Source organism: Streptomyces tremellae (assembly GCF_039540215.1).
GTDB classification, from domain to species: domain Bacteria; phylum Actinomycetota; class Actinomycetes; order Streptomycetales; family Streptomycetaceae; genus Streptomyces; species Streptomyces tremellae.
The window spans coordinates 12,874-29,248 of record NZ_BAABEP010000021.1; the positions used below are offsets into that span (position 1 = coordinate 12,874).

14 protein-coding genes are annotated in these 16,375 nt (G+C 75.0%); 5 read left to right on the plus strand and 9 right to left on the minus strand.

Translation table 11 applies throughout. The features are described 5' to 3' along the window. Positions 1 to 13 precede the first annotated feature (13 nt). The 4 genes from ABEA77_RS16530 to ABEA77_RS16545 form a co-directional block, all read right to left on the minus strand. On the minus strand, positions 14 to 667 hold the full coding sequence (locus tag ABEA77_RS16530) for a response regulator transcription factor (protein ID WP_345647495.1): 654 nt from the start codon (positions 665 to 667) through the stop codon (positions 14 to 16). 169 nt (positions 668 to 836) lie between these two features. Then, on the minus strand, positions 837 to 1,532 hold the full coding sequence (locus tag ABEA77_RS16535; protein ID WP_345647498.1) for a hypothetical protein: 696 nt from the start codon (positions 1,530 to 1,532) through the stop codon (positions 837 to 839). A 66-nt stretch (positions 1,533 to 1,598) separates the two neighbouring features. After that, the gene (locus ABEA77_RS16540) at positions 1,599 to 2,522 is read right to left on the minus strand and encodes a heavy metal-binding domain-containing protein (RefSeq protein WP_345647501.1); all 924 of its coding nucleotides are present in this window, start codon (positions 2,520 to 2,522) and stop codon (positions 1,599 to 1,601) included. Continuing rightward, positions 2,519 to 3,520, minus strand: a complete 1,002-nt coding sequence (locus ABEA77_RS16545; protein WP_345647504.1) for a hypothetical protein — start codon at positions 3,518 to 3,520, stop codon at positions 2,519 to 2,521. The genes ABEA77_RS16540 and ABEA77_RS16545 overlap by 4 nt, the downstream gene beginning before the upstream one ends. A gap of 257 nt (positions 3,521 to 3,777) precedes the next feature. On the opposite strand from ABEA77_RS16545, the gene metG reads away from it, so the two are divergent. Continuing rightward, positions 3,778 to 5,388: a methionine--tRNA ligase gene (gene metG / locus ABEA77_RS16550; RefSeq protein ID WP_345647507.1), complete on the plus strand. Its 1,611-nt coding sequence runs from the start codon at positions 3,778 to 3,780 to the stop codon at positions 5,386 to 5,388. Between the two features lie 108 nt (positions 5,389 to 5,496). Here metG and ABEA77_RS16555 read toward each other — a convergent pair whose 3' ends face one another. From ABEA77_RS16555 to ABEA77_RS16575, 5 genes are all read right to left on the minus strand, one after another. Further along, complete coding sequence (locus ABEA77_RS16555) at positions 5,497 to 6,261, minus strand: YqjF family protein (protein WP_345647510.1); 765 nt, start codon at positions 6,259 to 6,261, stop codon at positions 5,497 to 5,499. A 48-nt stretch (positions 6,262 to 6,309) separates the two neighbouring features. Next, positions 6,310 to 8,070, minus strand: coding sequence for an ABC transporter ATP-binding protein (locus ABEA77_RS16560; RefSeq protein ID WP_345647513.1), 1,761 nt, complete (start codon positions 8,068 to 8,070; stop codon positions 6,310 to 6,312). Continuing rightward, on the minus strand, positions 8,067 to 10,064 hold the full coding sequence (locus tag ABEA77_RS16565; protein ID WP_345647516.1) for an ABC transporter ATP-binding protein: 1,998 nt from the start codon (positions 10,062 to 10,064) through the stop codon (positions 8,067 to 8,069). Before ABEA77_RS16565 ends, ABEA77_RS16560 begins: the two co-directional genes overlap by 4 nt. Further along, positions 10,057 to 11,097, minus strand: a complete 1,041-nt coding sequence (locus ABEA77_RS16570) for an iron-siderophore ABC transporter substrate-binding protein (RefSeq protein WP_345647518.1) — start codon at positions 11,095 to 11,097, stop codon at positions 10,057 to 10,059. Before ABEA77_RS16570 ends, ABEA77_RS16565 begins: the two co-directional genes overlap by 8 nt. Positions 11,098 to 11,244: 147 nt before the next feature. After that, a complete protein-coding gene (locus tag ABEA77_RS16575; RefSeq protein ID WP_345647520.1) occupies positions 11,245 to 12,105 on the minus strand; it encodes a L,D-transpeptidase family protein in 861 nt (286 codons plus the stop codon). A 464-nt stretch (positions 12,106 to 12,569) separates the two neighbouring features. On the opposite strand from ABEA77_RS16575, the gene ABEA77_RS16580 reads away from it, so the two are divergent. The 4 genes from ABEA77_RS16580 to ABEA77_RS16595 form a co-directional block, all read left to right on the plus strand. Next, on the plus strand, positions 12,570 to 13,136 hold the full coding sequence (locus ABEA77_RS16580) for a GNAT family N-acetyltransferase (RefSeq protein WP_345647523.1): 567 nt from the start codon (positions 12,570 to 12,572) through the stop codon (positions 13,134 to 13,136). A 270-nt stretch (positions 13,137 to 13,406) separates the two neighbouring features. Then, positions 13,407 to 14,804, plus strand: coding sequence for a lysine N(6)-hydroxylase/L-ornithine N(5)-oxygenase family protein (locus ABEA77_RS16585; protein ID WP_345647526.1), 1,398 nt, complete (start codon positions 13,407 to 13,409; stop codon positions 14,802 to 14,804). Positions 14,805 to 15,009: 205 nt separating this feature from the next. Further along, entirely contained in the window at positions 15,010 to 15,900 is an 891-nt protein-coding gene (locus tag ABEA77_RS16590; protein WP_345647529.1) for an SIS domain-containing protein, read from the plus strand. Positions 15,901 to 16,044: 144 nt separating this feature from the next. After that, positions 16,045 to 16,375, plus strand: a 331-nt coding sequence (locus tag ABEA77_RS16595; protein ID WP_345647532.1) for a hypothetical protein, incomplete at its 3' end; no start/stop codon positions are given.

Genomic DNA, 16,375 nt, shown 5'->3' on the forward strand with positions numbered 1-16,375 from the left:
GCCGCCGTCGCGCTCACAGCGTGTACCCCACTCCCTGCACCGTCTTGATCAGCGGCGGTTCTCCGAGCTTGCCGCGCAGCTTGCTCAGGCACACCCGCACGGCCCCGGTGAACGGGTCGGCGTGCGCGTCCCAGGCGCGTTCCAGCAGCTCCTCGGCCGAGACGGGCGCGCCGTCCGCCTCCAGCAGTATCTGGAGCACGGAGAACTCCTTGGGCGACAGGTCGAGCGGCCGCCCGTCGCGGTACGCCTCGCGCCGCACCGAGTCGAGCCGTAGCCCTGCGCGCTCCAGCTGCGGCGGTACGGGTCTCGCGCTGCGGCGGCGCAGCGCCCGCACCCGCGAGACCAGCTCGGGGAACTCGAACGGCTTGCCCAGGTAGTCGTCGGCCCCCAGGTCGAGCCCCGCGACCCGGTCCTCCATCGAGGCGGACGCCGTCAGCATCAGGATGCGGGTGCGCGACGACTGCGCGACGAGCTTGCGCGCCACGTCGTCGCCGTGCACGCGCGGCAGGTCGCGGTCGAGGACGACGACGTCGTAGTCGTGCAGGCCGAGGTAGGCGAGCGCGGCGTCGCCGCTGTAGACGGTGTCGACGGCGAAGCCCGCGCGGCGCAGTCCCGTCGCGATCAGCTCGGCCAGGATCTCCTCGTCCTCGGCGACCAGCACCCGCATGCCCGACGTCCCTGCCTCTCGCCCCGTTCCTGCCTGCCCCCGCGCCGCGCCCTCGGGGAGTCGAAGCGGTTTCGCTGGTTTCACCCTGAGTTGTGACGGTCCTGGCAGGCAGTCCTACCGCACCGGGTGTTTCGCAAAGCTCTCCGTCCCACGCGGCCACCGGCTCCGGCTACCCGCCGCCGACCACCAGCCGCTCAAGCGCGGCGCGCGCCCGCGCGTCCGAGCGCGCGCGGGCCGCGATCGCCTCGGCGAGCCGCCGCGCCCACTCGTCCATCTCCACGGGCGTACGGGACAGCACCACGCCCCGTACGACCTTCATGACCTCGGCGACGAGACGGCCGCGTGCCATGGTCAGCACGAGCCGGTCGTCGCCGAGGGAGACCTCGGCCCGCTCGACGCGGCCGACCCTCCCGGCCATCCGGTCCGCCATCGACCGCCTGCGCTCCAGCTCGACGGAGCCGGGCGGCAGCGCCTCGGCGAGGGAGCCGCCGAGCACCTGCGCGTACACGTCGAGGTCGGCGGCGTCCCTGCGCAGCGCCGCGGCGAGCAGCTCGACGGAGGCGCCCGGCCCCGCGGGCGGCCCGGGGGCGGGGAACTCGGCCGAGGCGCCGGGACCGGCGGCGGGCAGGCCACCGTGCCCCTCCCGGTCGCCCCCGTCCCGGTCGTCCTCGTCCCGGCCGTGCCCGTCCCGGCCGTGCCCGTCCCGGTCGCCCCCGTCCCGGTCGCTCCCCTCCCGGCCGCCCTCCTCCTGGCCGTCCTCCTCGCGGCCGTCCTCCTCGCGGCCGTCCTCCTCTTGGCCGCGCCCGGAGCTCCCGGAGCCCGAGAGGCCCCCGGGCCCCGTGCCGCCCGTGGCGTCGTCGTTCATCCGCGTCGTCCCTTCCCTTTCCACCCTCGCCCGACCGCCGGCCGTCGGGGCTGAGCGCCCCGGCCGTCAGCCGTCGAGGCTGAGCACCATCGTCGGCCGCGCGATCTCGTGGTCCTCGCGCAGCGGCCGCACCGCCGTGCCGATGGAGAAGAACTCCGTGGTGTGGCCGCCCCAGCGGTGGTTGTGCGCGTTCAGCTGGACGCCAACGACGCCCTCCGCGTGCAGCTCCTCGGCCTCCGCCTGCATCCGGGCCATCGCCAGTTCGCGGGCGTCGTACAGGGCCTGGGTGAAGCGCTCGATCTCGACGTTCTTGCCGAAGTTCGACAGGGCGGCGCCCATCCGCTGGTGGGCCACGTGGTACACGCAGGTCCCCATGACCATGCCGAGCGGCGCGTACCCGGCCCTGATCAGCGTCCAGAAGTCCTGGCCCGACAGGTCGGAGGTGAACGGCTGGCCCTTGTTGTTCCGCCAGGACGTGCCGCCGGGCGCGGGCTCGTCCGCCTTCACGGCCGTGCCGATGGCGATGAACTCGGCGATGTCGTTGCCGAAGTCCCGCGCCTCCACGCTGAGCCGCACGCCGACGATGCCGTCCGCGCCGAGCTGCGCCGCCTCCGCCTCCATGCGGGTCATGGCCAGCTCGCGCGCGTGGTACATCGCCTGGCTGAGCGTCTCCAGCTCCTGGTTCTTGCTCCAGCGGCCGATCTGGATGCCGACGTGGTAGATCGAACTGCCCAGCACCAGGCCGATGGGCCGGAAGCCCGCCTCCCTGACCAGCAGGAACTCGTTCACCGACAGGTCGCTCGTGAAGATCGACCCGGCCTTGCCCGGGGTCAGCTCGGCGAGCCTGCGCATGGCGTCGGCGGGAACGCCCTCCTGCGCGGCCGGGGGCCCCGCGCCTTCGCCGGGCCCCTGGGCCGCCCCGGATTCCGTACCGCTCACTTCGTCACCCCTGTCGTGTGCGTCTGCCTGGTCCACTGTGTCACCGCTCATCCCTGCTCCCCCAGGTCGCGCAGCTCCCGCACGATCCGCGTCCGCTCCAGCGGGTCCCCGTACGGCGACGACTCGACGGCCGCGAGCCGCGCCCGCAGCCGGTCGCCGCGGCGGCCGAGCGGCAGCACGGCCAGGGTGCGCGGCTCGGCGGGCTCGCGGTGGAACGCGGCGACGGACGTGCCGATCATGGTGGAGTCCGCCACGTGGTCCCGCCGGTCGGGCAGCCGCCAGCAGGAGAACTCCCGCACCACGAGCGAGCCCTGCGCGAGGATCACGCCCTCCGCGCCCCGGGAGCGCGCCTGCCGTTCCAGGCCGCGGCGGGAGGCGGCCCGCGCCTGGGTGACGACCTCCGACCACCCGCCGACCTCGGCGTTGTTCCAGCTCGACGCCTGCACGGTGGTGAGGAAGTTGTCGTGCGTGACGCCCCTGGCCATGCCGACGAGGAGTTCCACCGGGACCCAGCCGTTCGAGACGAGCTTCGCGAAGCCCTGTCCGTCGAGGTGGCAGGTGAAGGGCCGCGGCGGCCGGACCGCGCCGCGCGCCCGCACGGCGGTGCCGATGACCTTGAACTCCAGATAGCTCGGGTCGGTGGGGAACGGCGCGACGGTCAGCTCGGCGGAGACCACGCCGTCGCCGCCGAGGGCCGCGCACTCGGCGGAGAGCCGGTCGAGCGCGGCGCGGCGCGCGCCGTCATAGCCTTCGAGGCGGTGCAGGACCGTACGGCTCGGGGCCGAGCGGTTCAGCAGGTCGGTGCCGGCGTAGCCGCAGTCGTAGACGTTCCAGATCTGGTAGACGGCCGAGCCCATGACCTGCCCGACCGGCTCGAAACCGACCGAGCGCACCGCCGCGAAGGCGCCGGTCGAGAGCGCCGACGTCCAGGTGCCGCTCTGCCGCGCGTCCGCGAGCCGCTCGCGGGCGGCCGGCGGCAGCCCCGCGCCGCTCCACGCGCCCGCGCCCTCCGCGCCCGCGCCGCCGGAACCGCCCGTGCCACCCGCCACCCGACCGCACCTCCCGTCCTCTGCCGCCTGCCGCGCGGCCCGTCCGCCGCCTGCCGCGCGGCCCGGTGCCGAGGCCCGCCGCCTGGTCCGCGCGGAACCGGTCCACGAGGGGGAACGATCGGCCGGGCCCCGGAGATCCCGCCCGCCGCAGCCGCGCGGATCCCGTCCGCGCACGCGTCCCCGCCATGGTCGCGCCCGCCCCCGCCCCGGGGGAAACCGTTCGGAGGCACAGGAGGGCGGCGGATACCATTTCGTCCATGGCGGCCACAGAACCCGAAGCGCGGGGCGGGAAGACGTACTACGTCTCCACCCCCATCTACTACGTCAACGACGCCCCCCATCTGGGCCACGCCTACACGACCGTCGCAGGCGACGTGCTCACGCGCTGGCACCGCCAGCGCGGCGAGAAGGTGTGGTACCTCACCGGCACGGACGAGCACGGTCAGAAGATCCTGCGCACCGCGGAGGCGCACGGGGTCACCCCGCAGGAGTGGTGCGACAAGCTCGTCGAGGAGTCGTGGCGGCCCCTGTGGACCCACCTCGACGTGGCCAACGACGACTTCATCCGCACCACGGAGAAGCGCCACACGGACCGCGTCCAGGAGTTCGTGCAGGACCTGTACGACAAGGGCGAGATCTACAAGGGCGGCTACGAGGGCCCGTACTGCGTCAGCTGCGAGGAGTACAAGCTCCCCGGCGACCTCATCGAGGCCGAGGACGGCACCCCGCTGTGCGCCGTCCACAAGAAGCCGGTGGACATCCTCGAAGAGGAGAACTACTTCTTCAAGCTCAGCGAGTACGGCCCGAAGCTGCTCGCCCACTACGAGGCGAACCCCGGCTTCATCCAGCCCGAGTCCGCGCGCAACGAGGTCCTGAACTTCGTCAGGCAGGGCCTCCAGGACCTGTCGATCTCCCGCTCCACCTTCGACTGGGGCATCCCCGTCCCGTGGGACCCGAAGCACGTGATCTACGTGTGGGTGGACGCGCTGCTCAACTACGCGACGGCCGTCGGCTACGGCTCCGACCAGGCGAAGTTCGACGCCACCTTCCCCGCGGACGTGCACCTGGTGGGCAAGGACATCCTCCGCTTCCACGCGATCATCTGGCCCGCGATGCTGATGGCGAACGGCCTGCCGCTGCCCGGCAAGGTCGCCGCGAACGGCTGGCTGCTCGTCGGCGGCGAGAAGATGTCGAAGTCCAACCTCACCGGCATCAAGCCGCAGGACCTCACGTCGCACTTCGGCGTCGACGCGTACCGCTGGTACTTCCTGCGCGCGATCGCGTTCGGTCAGGACGGCTCGTTCTCCTGGGAGGACCTGAGCGCCCGCTACACCTCCGAGCTGGCCAACGACTACGGCAACCTCGCGTCCCGCGTCGCCGCCATGGTCGGCAGGTACTTCGGCGGGAAGCTGCCCGCGTCCACCGCGGACGGCGACGCCGAGCGCGCCGTGCACGAGGGCCTCGCGACGGCGGTCGCGGAGGCGGACCGGCGCATCGGCGACGAGGTGGACTTCGCCGGCGGTATCGCGGCGGTCTTCGACTTCGTGAAGCAGGTCAACGGCTACCTCACGGAGCAGGAGCCCTGGAAGGTCGCCAAGGACACCTCGGACGAGGGCCGGGCGCGCCTCGCGACGATTCTCTACACGGCGGCCGACTCGCTGCGCGCCATCGCGGTCCTGCTGAACCCGGTGATGCCCGCCACCAGCGAGAAGCTCTGGCAGTCGCTGGGCGCCGCCGAGTCGCTCGGCGCCCTCGCGGACCAGCGCATCGGCGACACCGCCCGCTGGGGCCACCTGCCCGGGGGCGCCACGGTCACCAAGGGCGAGGTCCTCTTCCCCCGCCTTGAGGAGCCGGCCCCTGCGGTCTGACGCCGGCCCCCGGCCCGCACCCGCCCAGGAGGCCGGGGCCGTGCCACGGAGGCATGGTTCCGGCCTCCGGCTCGTTCTGTGGCCGCGTCCCGCGTCCGGCCGGCCGGCTCACCGCTCCGGGCGGCCGAAGCGCACCGGGACGCCCGGCGAGTAGAGGACGCTCGCCGGCGGCCCCGAGGGCGCGGGCAGGCCCGCCGCCTCGACCAGCGTCTCCCGGCAGTCGAGCAGCTCGGCGCGGTGCAGCGGCCAGCGCGGGTGCGTGTTCGGCAGATGCGCGAGGCGGCCGCCGAGCGTCGTGTGGAGCGCCCAGCGCGCGGTCAGGAAGTGTTCGAGCGGGGTCGGCTCCGCGAGCGGCCCGCCCGCCCTGACGCTGATCCTTGCCGCGGCGCCGACCGGGCCCGGCAGCCGCCGTCCGCTGGTGTAGGTGAGGACGTCGCCCGCCCGCCGCACCCGCATCCGCGCCCACTGGTAGGGCAGGCGCAGCGCCGCGCGGGCCACCAGCACCGGCACGAGCCGGGACGCGTCGAGGGAGCGGAAGACGACGCCCCTGCGCCCGCGCGCGTCCACCGAGTACAGCCGCACATTGACCTCGGGGAACGTCCCGAAGTACGGCACCCCGGGCAGCCGGAACCAGCCCACCCGCTCCATCCGGAACGCGATGAGCCCCACATACGCCGCGCCCTCGTGCAGGTCGGGCACGGTCCCGGCGGGCAGCAGCGGCGCGACCCGCGCCGGGTCCACCGCCCAGTGCAGCATCGCGAGGTCGCGCCACTCCTGCGTGAGCAGCGGACGCGGCTGTGCGCGCGGCGGCTCGGGCGTGACCGCCTCGGGCCGCCCGTACCCGCAACCCCTCGCGCCGGCCGGACTCTCCATCCCGCCAGCATCGCAGCCCTGGCCGGGGCGCGCCCCGCCGCGGGCGGGTCAGCGGTTGCGCAGGCGCCAGCCGTGGGCGCGTTCGTAGCTGCCGAAGAGGTCGGCGTAGCGGCCGCCCGCGGCGAGGAGGGAGGTGTGGGTGCCGTGTTCGACCACGCGGCCGTCTTCGAGTACGGCGATGGCGTCCGCGTCGGCGATGGTGGCGGGCTGGTGGGCGATGATCAGGAGGGTCCTGCCGCGTGCCAGCTCGCGCAGGGCCTCGCGGACGGCGACCTCGTTCTCGGCGTCGAGGGCCGAGGTGGCCTCGTCGAGGAGGACGACGGGGGTGTCCTTGAGGAGGGTGCGGGCGATCGCGACGCGCTGGCGCTCGCCGCCCGACAGCAGGGAGCCGCCCTCGCCGACCGGGCTCGCCCAGCCCGCGGGCAGCCGTTCCACGATCCGGTCGACCCGGGCGCGCCGCGCGGCCTCGCGAACCTCGGCCTCGGTGGCGTCGGGGCGGCCGAGGCGGATGTTCTCCTCGATGGTGCCGTCCACCAGGCGCACGTCCTGGAAGACCAGGGAGACGGTGTCCATCAGGTCGGTGGTCGCCGCCTGCCGCACGTCGACGCCGCCGACCCGCACCGCGCCCGCGTCCACGTCGTGGAAGCGCGCGACCAGCTTCGTCACCGTCGTCTTGCCGGAGCCCGAGGCTCCGACCAGGGCCACCGTGCGGCCCGCGGGGATGGTGAGCGAGAAGCCGTCGAGCACGGCCGCGCGGGCGCCGTCGGGCCCCGGCCCGTAGCCGAAGACCACGTCGTCGAGTTCGACACCCGGCGGGCCGTCGTCGGGGGAGACCCGCAGCGGACGCGGGTGGGGCGGCTCGGGCAGCGGCTCGGTGCGCAGCAGCGCGTCGATCCTGCCGATGGCGGCGCGCACGGTGGTCAGCCCGGCCGCCGCGCCCGCGACGACCGCGAACGGCTGGAGGAAGTGGGTGCCGAGCACCAGCAGCGCGATGATCCTCGGCGCGTCCACACCGCCGTGCGTGGCCAGCAGGAGGCCCACCACCAGCAGGGCGGTGAAGGCGAGTTGGGTGACGAGTTCGCCGAGGTGGAGGCCGGGAAGCGCGCCGAACACCTGGCGGCGCGCCGCCTCGTGCTGCCCGTCGAGTGCCGCGTCGAGCTCCCTGCGCCCGCCGCGGGCGCCGCCCGAGGCCCGCAGCACGGGCTGGGCGCCGGCGAACTCGACCAGCCGGGCGCTGGCCTCGGCCGCCGCCGCGTCGTGCGCCGCGTCGGTGCGCTCGGTCATGCGGCGCGCGACGGAGAACACCGCGAGCACCACGGGCACCGCCACCAGCACCGCGAGCGCCAGCCACGCGTCGTAGCAGAGCAGGAAGACCAGCACGGTCGCGGGCCGCACCACGGCCGTCACCAGGGTCTGCGTCAGAAAGACGCCGCGCACCGCGGTGTTGACGCCCCGGCCGAGCAGCCGTTCCAGCTGCGCCGTGCGCGTCTCGTCGAACCAGCCGAGCGGCAGCCGTACGACATGGTCGCCGAGCCGCTCGTACAGCGCCCTGCGCCAGGCGGAGGAGAGGGCGAGCGCGGTCGTCTCCATCGCGTAGTGCGCGGCCCAGCCGACCGCGACGGCGGCGGCGAGCGGCCCGAGCCAGTGCGCGGCCTCGCCGGTGTGCCCGCCGAGGAGTGCGGTGAGCAGCGGTACGAGCAGGCCGAACGCCACGCCCTCGCAGACCGCGTTGGCGACCGTCGCCAGCAGGTGCCTGACCAGCAGCGGGCGGCCCGCGCCTCCGGTGATGCGCAGCAGTCCCGTGATCACGCCGTACCCTTTCCGCGCGCGGTCGTGTCCTCGCGGTGCACGGCGTGCACGCCGTGCACGCCGTGCACGCCCTTCTCGCCGTCGCCGTCGCCGTCGCCGTCGTCGCCGTCGTCGCCGTTCTCGCCCTGCTGGGCCCGCCACAGCCGGGCGTACGCGCCGTCCGCGGCCAGCAGTTCCGGGTGCGTGCCGCGTTCCGCGACGCGCCCCTCGTCCAGGACGAGGATCTGGTCGGCCTCCACGATGGTGCGCAGCCGGTGCGCGACGACCAGGAGGGTGCGGCCCGCGGTGAGTTCGGCGAGCGCGTCCTGCACGGCGGCCTCCGACTCCGGGTCGGCGGCCGCCGTCGCCTCGTCGAGCACGAGGACGGGCGTGTCCGCGATCAGGGTGCGGGCGATGGCGACGCGCTGCGCCTCGCCGCCGGAGAACCGGGCGCCTGTGCCCACCACCGTGTCGTAGCCCTGCGGGAGTTCGGTGATCCGGTCGTGGATCGCGGCGGCCCGCGCCGCGGCGCGCACCTTCTCGAAGGGCGCGTCGGGGTCGGCCAGCGCGATGTTGTCCCGCACGGAGCGCCGCAGCAGCACGGTGTCCTGGAAGAGGAACCCGATGTGCCGGTACAGCTCGCCGCGCTCCAGGTCGCGCAGGTCGACGCCGCCGAGCGTGATGGCGCCGGCGGTCGGGTCGTAGAAGCGGGCGAGCAGCATGCCGAGCGTCGACTTGCCCGCGCCCGAGGGGCCGACGAGCGCGGTGACGGTGCCGGGCCGCAGGGTCGCCGTGACGTCCTGAAGGACGGGCCGCTCCCCGTCGTACGAGAAGCCGACGCCGCGGAGTTCGAGCGGCAGCGGGGTGCCGGGCGGCGCGCCGGGCAGGCCCCCGGGCGCGACGGGCGCCTCGCCGGCGTCCCCCCGGCCCTCCTGGTCCCCCCGGTCCTCGCGGTCCTTCTGGTCCTCCCGGTCCTTCTGGTCCTCCCGGTCCTCCCGGTCCTCGCGCAGCAGCGCGCCGACCCGCGTGGCCGCGTCGCGGGCCGTCCGCGCCTGGTCGCGCGCCGAGTAGACCGGTGTCAGCAGGTCGAAGAGGCCGAGCCCGAGCAGGACGAAGGCGACCAGGTCGACCGGGTCGGTCCAGCCGAGCGCGGTGAACCAGGTCCCGAAGGCGACCGTCACCAGCAGCACCGTCGCGGGCGCGACCGTGGAGCGGGTGAGGCTGCGCTTGCGCACGAAGGCGCGCTGCGCGGCGTCGTTGGCGTCGGCGTAGGCGGCCGCCGCGGCCCTGAACCGGGCGGGCGCGCCGCCCCCGGCGCCGCCGAACGCCTTGGCGACCGTGATGCCGCGGACCAACTCGATGGAGGCGGCGGAGAGTTCGGTGTTGGCCTCGGCGATGCGCCGCACGTCGCCGCCGGCCCGGCCCGCGATCCGCATCCGCACGGTCTGCCCGCCGGCGATCAGGGCGAGGGTGATCAGGGCGAGCCGCCAGTCCGCCCACAGCAGGTATGCGGCGATGACGGCGGGGCCCGCGACGGCGGCGGCCAGGTCGCCGCGCGCGTGCGCGACGGCATGGTGCAGCCGGCCCACGTCGTCCTGGACCGTGGTCTTGACCCGCGCGGACACCCCGCCCGCGTACCAGCGCAGCGGCAGCGCCGCGAGCTGGTCGGCGAGCCGGTGGCGCAGCGAGCCCGCGAGGGTGACGTCGGCGAGGTGGCTGAGCACCCCGGACGCCAGGTGCAGGGCGAGCCGCAGCGCGAGCACGCCCACGGCGGCCCAGGCGATCGCCCACACGTGCGCGGTGTCGTGGCGCAGCAGCCTGCGGCCGATCTCCACGATGGCGACCATCGGCGCACAGGACAGCGCCGCCGCGATCCCCTCGAACACGGCGGCGAGCGTCACCCGGCCGACGACGGGCGCCTGGAGCACGGTGAGGTCGTCGGCCGGGTCCGGGGCGGCAGCCGCCCCGGACCCGGTGGTTCCGGCGGCGGGCGCCGCCTGAGCGGCCTCAGCCAAGCGTGGCCACCGCCGTGGTCAGCTTCGGGAGCATCAGGTCGAGCCCGTAGGGGATCGAGAGGACGGAAGGGAAGGCGAGGGAGAGCGCGGTGGGCATGTCGATCGCGATGTACGCGCCGCGCTTGACCGCCGACAACCTCTTGAACAGCGGCTTCGACTCGAATTGCGCCCGGGTCTTGGCGTCCGGGTAGGCGAGGATCAGCACGTCGGCGTCGAGCAGGTCGAGGCGTTCCGCCGCGATCTGGGAGCGGTTGGGCGTGCTGGACTGCGGCAGGGAGGTGACCTTGGGGGAGAGGTGGAAGCCGAGCCGCGAGAAGAACTCCGCGGACGCGTCCGCCTCCCGGCTGATGGTGAAGACCGAGCCGTCGGAGCCCGCGGGTCCGAACGTGTAGGTGTGGCCCTTGAACTGGGGGTGCGAGGCGACGGCCTTGGCGACCTTGTCCTGCACGCCCTTGATCAGCTTCTCCGCCTCGTCGGCGCGGCCGAGCGCCTTGCCGGCGCGGCGGATCATCACGTCCCACTGGTCGCTGCCCGGGCCGTCCTGGTAGCCGAGGGTGGGCGCGATCCTGTTGAGCTTGGGGAAGTCGTCCTTGATGGAGTAGTCGTCGCTCGCGAGGATCAGGTCGGGCGCGGCGGCTGCGACCTTCTCGATCGGGATGCCGGAGGTCTGGTCGATGAGCTGGATCTTGCCCGTGGGCTTCTGCCAGGGCGCGAGGCCGCTCGCGAACGCCGAGTTGGACGTGGCGGCGACGAGGGGGGCGCCGAGGGCGATCGCGAGGTCGACGTCGCGCAGGTAGCCGCAGGCGGCGACGCGCTTGGGCGCCGACTTCACCGTCGTGCTGCCCGGCTTGCCCGGCACGGTGACGGGGAAGGCCGCCGCGTCGGAGCCGCCGGCCGCGGCCGTGCCGCTCTTGCCGGGGTTCTTGTCCGAGCCGCCGTCCGAGCCGCAGGCGGTGAGGAGCGCGGCGCCCGCCGCGGCACCGGTGCCGAGCAGGAAGCCCCGGCGGGACAGGGATCTGGGACGTGGGCTCACTGGGTCGCACTCCTCGTTCCGAAGGTGCGCACACATTAGCGAGGGTTAGGTAAGCCTAGCCATACTTTGTTCGTGAGAAGTGTTACAGATCACGTCGGAAGGGATGATCCGCGTCCGGCCAGGGTAGGGCGCCGGGCTGACGGCACGTCAACTCGCCAGCGTCCTGGCGTCGCCCATCACCACGACCGGGTGGCTCGCCGGGTCCAGCATCCGCAGCAGCTGCCTGATGTGGTCCTTCGCGATGGAGACGCAGCCCTGGGTGGGGCCGCCGTGGTCGACGTGGATCCAGATGCCGCCGCCGCGCGCGGGGCCGAGCGGCTTGCGCTGGTCGAGCGGGGTGGTCCCCGGGTCGCGGTTGTAGTTGATGGCCACGACGTAGTCGAAGGCGCCCGCGAGCGGCTCGCCGTCGAAGCCCTGCCCGTACGCGGTGAAGTGGTAGCTGTGGTCGTACGGCATCCGCGTGCCGGGGTCGGCGTCCTTGCCGCCCGCGTCCGTGAGCGAGAACACCCCGATCGGTGAGCGCCGGTCGTCCACCATGTGGTGGGTGGTCCAGCCGCGCAGGGCGTTGTGGGCGGGCCACACGTCGGTGGCGGGGCGCCACGGCGAGCCGCTGTCGGCGCGCTCGTAGAGGCGGAAGGTCGCGGTGTTCGTGTCCCGGTCCGCGCCCGTGACCACCACGGCCTGCCGGGCCGAGGAGGGGATGCGTGCCGTCATCGCGGGCCCCACGCCGGGCAGCGTGGGCGAGGACTGGTCGGGGATGCGGGCGCTGAGCGCGGAGCGCGTCTCCGAGCGGTTCGCCTTGCCGTCGTCCTGCGCCCCCTGCGCCGCGGCCGCCTTGTGGTCGGGCGCGCCCGCGGCCGGGTCGGCCGCGGCCTCGTGGTGGCCGCCCGCCGTGGTCGCCGTGCCGCAGCCGGCGAGGAGCAGCCCGCTGACGAGCAGCGCTGCGGCCGGCCGGTGCCCGCCGCGCAGCGCGCACAGCAGGCCGGGGCGTACGGACGGGAGAGACATGGCGGAACCCTTCGCGGTACGAGGCCGTCCCCGGCCCCGTGCGGATCGCGTACGGGTCCTGCGGCGGCGCCTGTTGGTGCGGTGGTGCGCGGCACCCGGCCGATCCAGTGTCCCCCCGTACCCGATCGGCCGCATGACACGCCGGTTGAACATTCGGTGCGCTTGTCCCGCGCGCGGCGGTCGCCGCCGGGAGGGCGACGCGCCGGCACCCGCACAGGATAACCGCCCGCACACACGGGGTGATGACCGGCCACGAACCGTCACCGTAAGCCCATCTGACGATCGTGCCGGTGATCTCGGCCGCTCCCGGGCGCCCGGCGCGCGGGAGCGGCCCGGGAGCGCGCCCCCGCCGCCGGGGAGCGCGCCGCAAAGATCGCCCGGGCTTCCGTCGCCCCGCGCGGCCTGCGACGATGGACGCCGATGTCCACGGTCCGCACGGGCCCGGGTGGGAGGGGCGACCGCACGTGCCAGAAGTCTTCTTGCGTCACCTGAGCAGGTGGCAGGCCGAGCAGCAGCAGGAGGCTCTCGCCGACGAGTTCGTGGAGACCTACCACCGGGCGCACGGCGCGGAGTACGAGGACCGCCAGTCGTTCCTCAAGGCGTTCAACCGGGCCTTCAGCCGCCCCGGGTTCGACATGGTGGTGGCCGGCTCCGGCGGCAGGACGGCGGGCCACGCGTACGGCTACCTGATCGGCAGGTCGGGCGACTGGTGGCGCGGGCTGGGCGCGGACGCGCCCTGGGACGTGGAGGAACTGACCGTCTCCGGGCAGGTGTTCGCGCTCGCCGAGCTGACCGTGCGACCGCCGTACCGGCGCATGGGCGTGGCCGGGCGGCTGCTCGAAGCGCTCCTCGCCCGCACCGACGCGGTCCTCGCCGTCACCCGGGTCGACCCGGCCAACGCGGGCGCGGCGGCCTCGCTCACGTCGTGGGGCTGGCTGCGGCTCGGCACGGCCGTCGCGGACGACGCGCACGTGCCGTCCGTGGGCACGGGGCCGGCCACCGAGGTCTGGGGCCGGGCGCTGCGCGACTGACGCCTGATCAGGATCGGCTGAGTGCGCGTCAAGTCGCCGCCCGCTTCGGCGTGATAGCGCGCGGCGCCCCGCCGAGCCGTCTTCGTAGACTCCCTGGTGACTTCCCGCCGCCGCGGCTCTCGCCCCGGGCCTCCCGGGGCCGGGGCCGCGGCACGACCGGCAGCGCCGCCGGGGTCCGGGGAGCGACGGCAGCGCCGTACGGGGACGCGACCGCGACCGTGTCCGTGCGCGGGTTCGCCGTTCTCCACCCCCTCCCAGGAGGAGATCCGCATGGCAGAACACCTCGTCCACGACCTCGTCGGGGTCGGCATCGGGCCGTTCAACCTCTCGCTCGCCGCCCTCGCCGACCAGACGCCGGGGCTCAGCTCACTCTTCCTCGACGCGAAAGCGTCCTTCGTCTGGCACCCGGGGCTGCTGCTCGACGGCACGGTCCTCCAAGTTCCCTTCCTCGCCGACCTGGTGACGCTCGCCGATCCCACCAACCGCTGGTCGTACCTGAACTACCTGCGGCAGCACGACCGGATGTTCCCGTTCTTCTTCTCCGAGCGGTTCCACATACCGCGCCGCGAGTACGACCACTACTGCCGCTGGGTGGCCGAGTCCCTGCCGTCCTGCCGCTTCGACGCGCGGGTCACGGACATCACCCTCGACGAGGGAGCGGGGGCGTTCGCCGTCACCTACCGCGGCGGCGACGGCGCCACGGTCCGCGTCCTCGCCCGGCAGGTGGTCCTCGGCGTCGGCACGGAGCCCGTCGTGCCGCAGCCGCTGCGGCCGTACGTCCGCGCGGCGGCGCACACCGGGCGCGTCCTGCACAGCGCGGACTACCGCACGCACCGCGACGCGCTGGCCGGGCTCGCCGACGTGACGGTCGTCGGCGGCGGGCAGTCGGGCGCCGAGGTCGTCCTCGACCTGCTGCGGCGCCACGGCGAGGGCGGCGCGGCAGGACCGCACGTGCGGTGGGTCACCCGCACCCCCGCCTTCGCGCCCATGGAGTACTCCAAGATCGGGCTCGAACACTTCACGCCCGACTACGTGCGCTACTTCCGCGGACTGCCGGAGGACCGGCGCGACCAGCTCGTCGAGCAGCAGTGGCAGCTCTACAAGGGCGTCAGCGCGGAGACCCTCGCCGACATCCACGACCTGTTGTACGAGCGCACCATCGGCGGCGCTCCCCCGCCCGCCGACCTGCATCCGGGCGTCTCGGTGACCGGCATCGAGACCACGGCCGGCGGCTACACCCTGGCCTGCCGCCATCTCGACCAGGGCGCCGCGTTCACGGTGCGCACCGACGCGGTGGTCTCGGCCACCGGGTACGCGGCCGTGCGGCCGCCGTTCCTCGACGGCGTGGCGAAGCTCATCGACTGGGACGCCAGGGGCCGCTACCGGGTGGACGGCTCCTACCGGGTCGCGCTGGCCCCCGGTGTGCCGGGCACGCTGTACGTGCAGAACGCGGAACTGCACACGCACGGCGTCGGCGCGCCCGACCTGACGCTCGGCGCGTGGCGCGCGGCGACGATCCTCAACGCCGTGGCGGGCCGGGAGGTGCTGCGGGTGCCGGAGCGTGCGGCGTGGACGACGTTCGGCGCGCCGCCCGCCGCGGCGCCGGCCCGCCCATGCGACGCCACGCGCCGCGGGGAGGAGCCTCAGGAGCCGGCCGCGCCCGCGTAGCCGGCCCCGATCCAGAAAGGACCCGCCCGGCGCCGTCGCCCCCCAGCGCCCCGGCCGCGCCCACCGTCACACCGTCGCCCCCGCACGCCCAGGCCGCGAGCGTCCCCGGCACGAAGCGGAACCGGAACATGGGTCCGGGCCAGGGGTCCGCGCACGGTCGGGGCCCGCGAGGGGCCGGAGCGCTCAGGGCCGGCGTGGACTCAGCGTGGCCGCGGCCCGCACGGACTGCTCGGACTATCCGGCGGCCACGGGCAGGCCCGACGTGGTCGTGGCGCTCTCGCAGAGCGGCCGGAGCCGGGAGACGGCCGACCTGGTGACGCGGTTCCGCGAGGCCGGCGTGCCCACGCTCGCGGTGACCAACGCGGAGGAGAGCCCGCTCGGGGAGGCCGCCGAAGCGGCGCTCACCCTCGGCGGACAGCCGGACAGCCGGACAGCCGGACAGCCGGACAGCCGGACAGCCGGACAGCCGGACAGCCGGGTCTCCACAGTCGGCTTCACGGTCACCTGCGCGGCGCTCGGCATGCTCGCCGACGTCGTGGCCACGGGCGCGGTGGACGACCGCTGGCGCCGGCTGCCCGACCTGATGGAGGAGTGCGCCGCGGACAACGCGGCGGCCCTCGCCGGCTTCGCCGCTTGCCCGCTTGCCCGCTTGCCCGCTCGCCCGCGGCTCGGCGGACGTGGTGGCGTCGGCGCCGCAGCTCACCACCGCGGAGGCGGTCGCCCTGCTGCTGCGCGAGGGCCCGCTCGTGCCGTCCGCCGCCTGCGGCACCCGCGGCTACCTGCACGTCCGATGGACTGCGCGAGCGAGCACACGGGCCATGTGGTGGTGGGCGGCGAGCGGGAGTTCGGCCTCGCCCGGCAGCTCACCCAGAAGCCCACCGGCGTTTTCGCGGTCACCGAGGGCGGCGCGCCCGTCCCGCCGGGCGTGGCGGCGGTGACGGTCCCCGTGGGCCTCACGTCCGTGCGGAGCGCCCTGGTGGAGGTGCGGGTGCTGCAGGACCTGGTGGCCGAGGCCGCGGCGGCGCGCGGCAACCCGGTGGACGAGGTGGCGTTCACCCGCGAGGACACCAAGATCTCGGCGCCGGCCGAGCTGTAGCGCCCGGCGGGCGGGCCCGCGGGGCCGTCCGCGCGGTTTTTCCTCCGGGGCACCCGCAACCCCCGCGGGCCCCGCACGTCTGTCGTGGTGGAGGCGCCTCCACCGACCGCATTCCGGCACGACCGACCGATCTGAGGGAACCGCATGTCAGCTCAGCAGCCCACCGCAGACCACCGCACCCCGGGGGCCAGGCTGCGCCGCGTCGCGGGCGTCTGCGCCGCAGCCGCGGCCGTCGCGCTCGGCGGCACCGCACTCGCCTTCGCCGCGGGCCCGTCGGCCCCGGCGCACGCGACCCCGTCCCCGCTCGCCCCGGCCGCCGCACACAGCGTGGCCGCGTCGGCGCCGCGGCCCGTGCCCTCGCTCCCCGGCAAGGCCCAGCCGAGGCCCGTACCGTCCGCGCCGGGCGAGGCCGTCCCGAGGCCGGTGCCCTCGGCTCCGGGGAACGCCGCCCCGAGGCCGGTGCCGTCCGCGCCGG

What these genes read in the sequence shown, in the direction of transcription:
- ABEA77_RS16530 (WP_345647495.1), bottom strand. Translation starts at nt 667, where the DNA reads ATGCGGGTGCTGGTCGCCGAGGACGAGGAGATCCTGGCCGAGCTGATC.
- ABEA77_RS16535 (WP_345647498.1), bottom strand. Translation starts at nt 1,532, where the DNA reads ATGAACGACGACGCCACGGGCGGCACGGGGCCCGGGGGCCTCTCGGGC.
- ABEA77_RS16540 (WP_345647501.1), bottom strand. Translation starts at nt 2,522, where the DNA reads ATGAGCGGTGACACAGTGGACCAGGCAGACGCACACGACAGGGGTGAC.
- metG (WP_345647507.1), top strand. Translation starts at nt 3,778, where the DNA reads ATGGCGGCCACAGAACCCGAAGCGCGGGGCGGGAAGACGTACTACGTC.
- ABEA77_RS16555 (WP_345647510.1), bottom strand. Translation starts at nt 6,261, where the DNA reads ATGGAGAGTCCGGCCGGCGCGAGGGGTTGCGGGTACGGGCGGCCCGAG.
- ABEA77_RS16575 (WP_345647520.1), bottom strand. Translation starts at nt 12,105, where the DNA reads ATGTCTCTCCCGTCCGTACGCCCCGGCCTGCTGTGCGCGCTGCGCGGC.
- ABEA77_RS16585 (WP_345647526.1), top strand. Translation starts at nt 13,407, where the DNA reads ATGGCAGAACACCTCGTCCACGACCTCGTCGGGGTCGGCATCGGGCCG.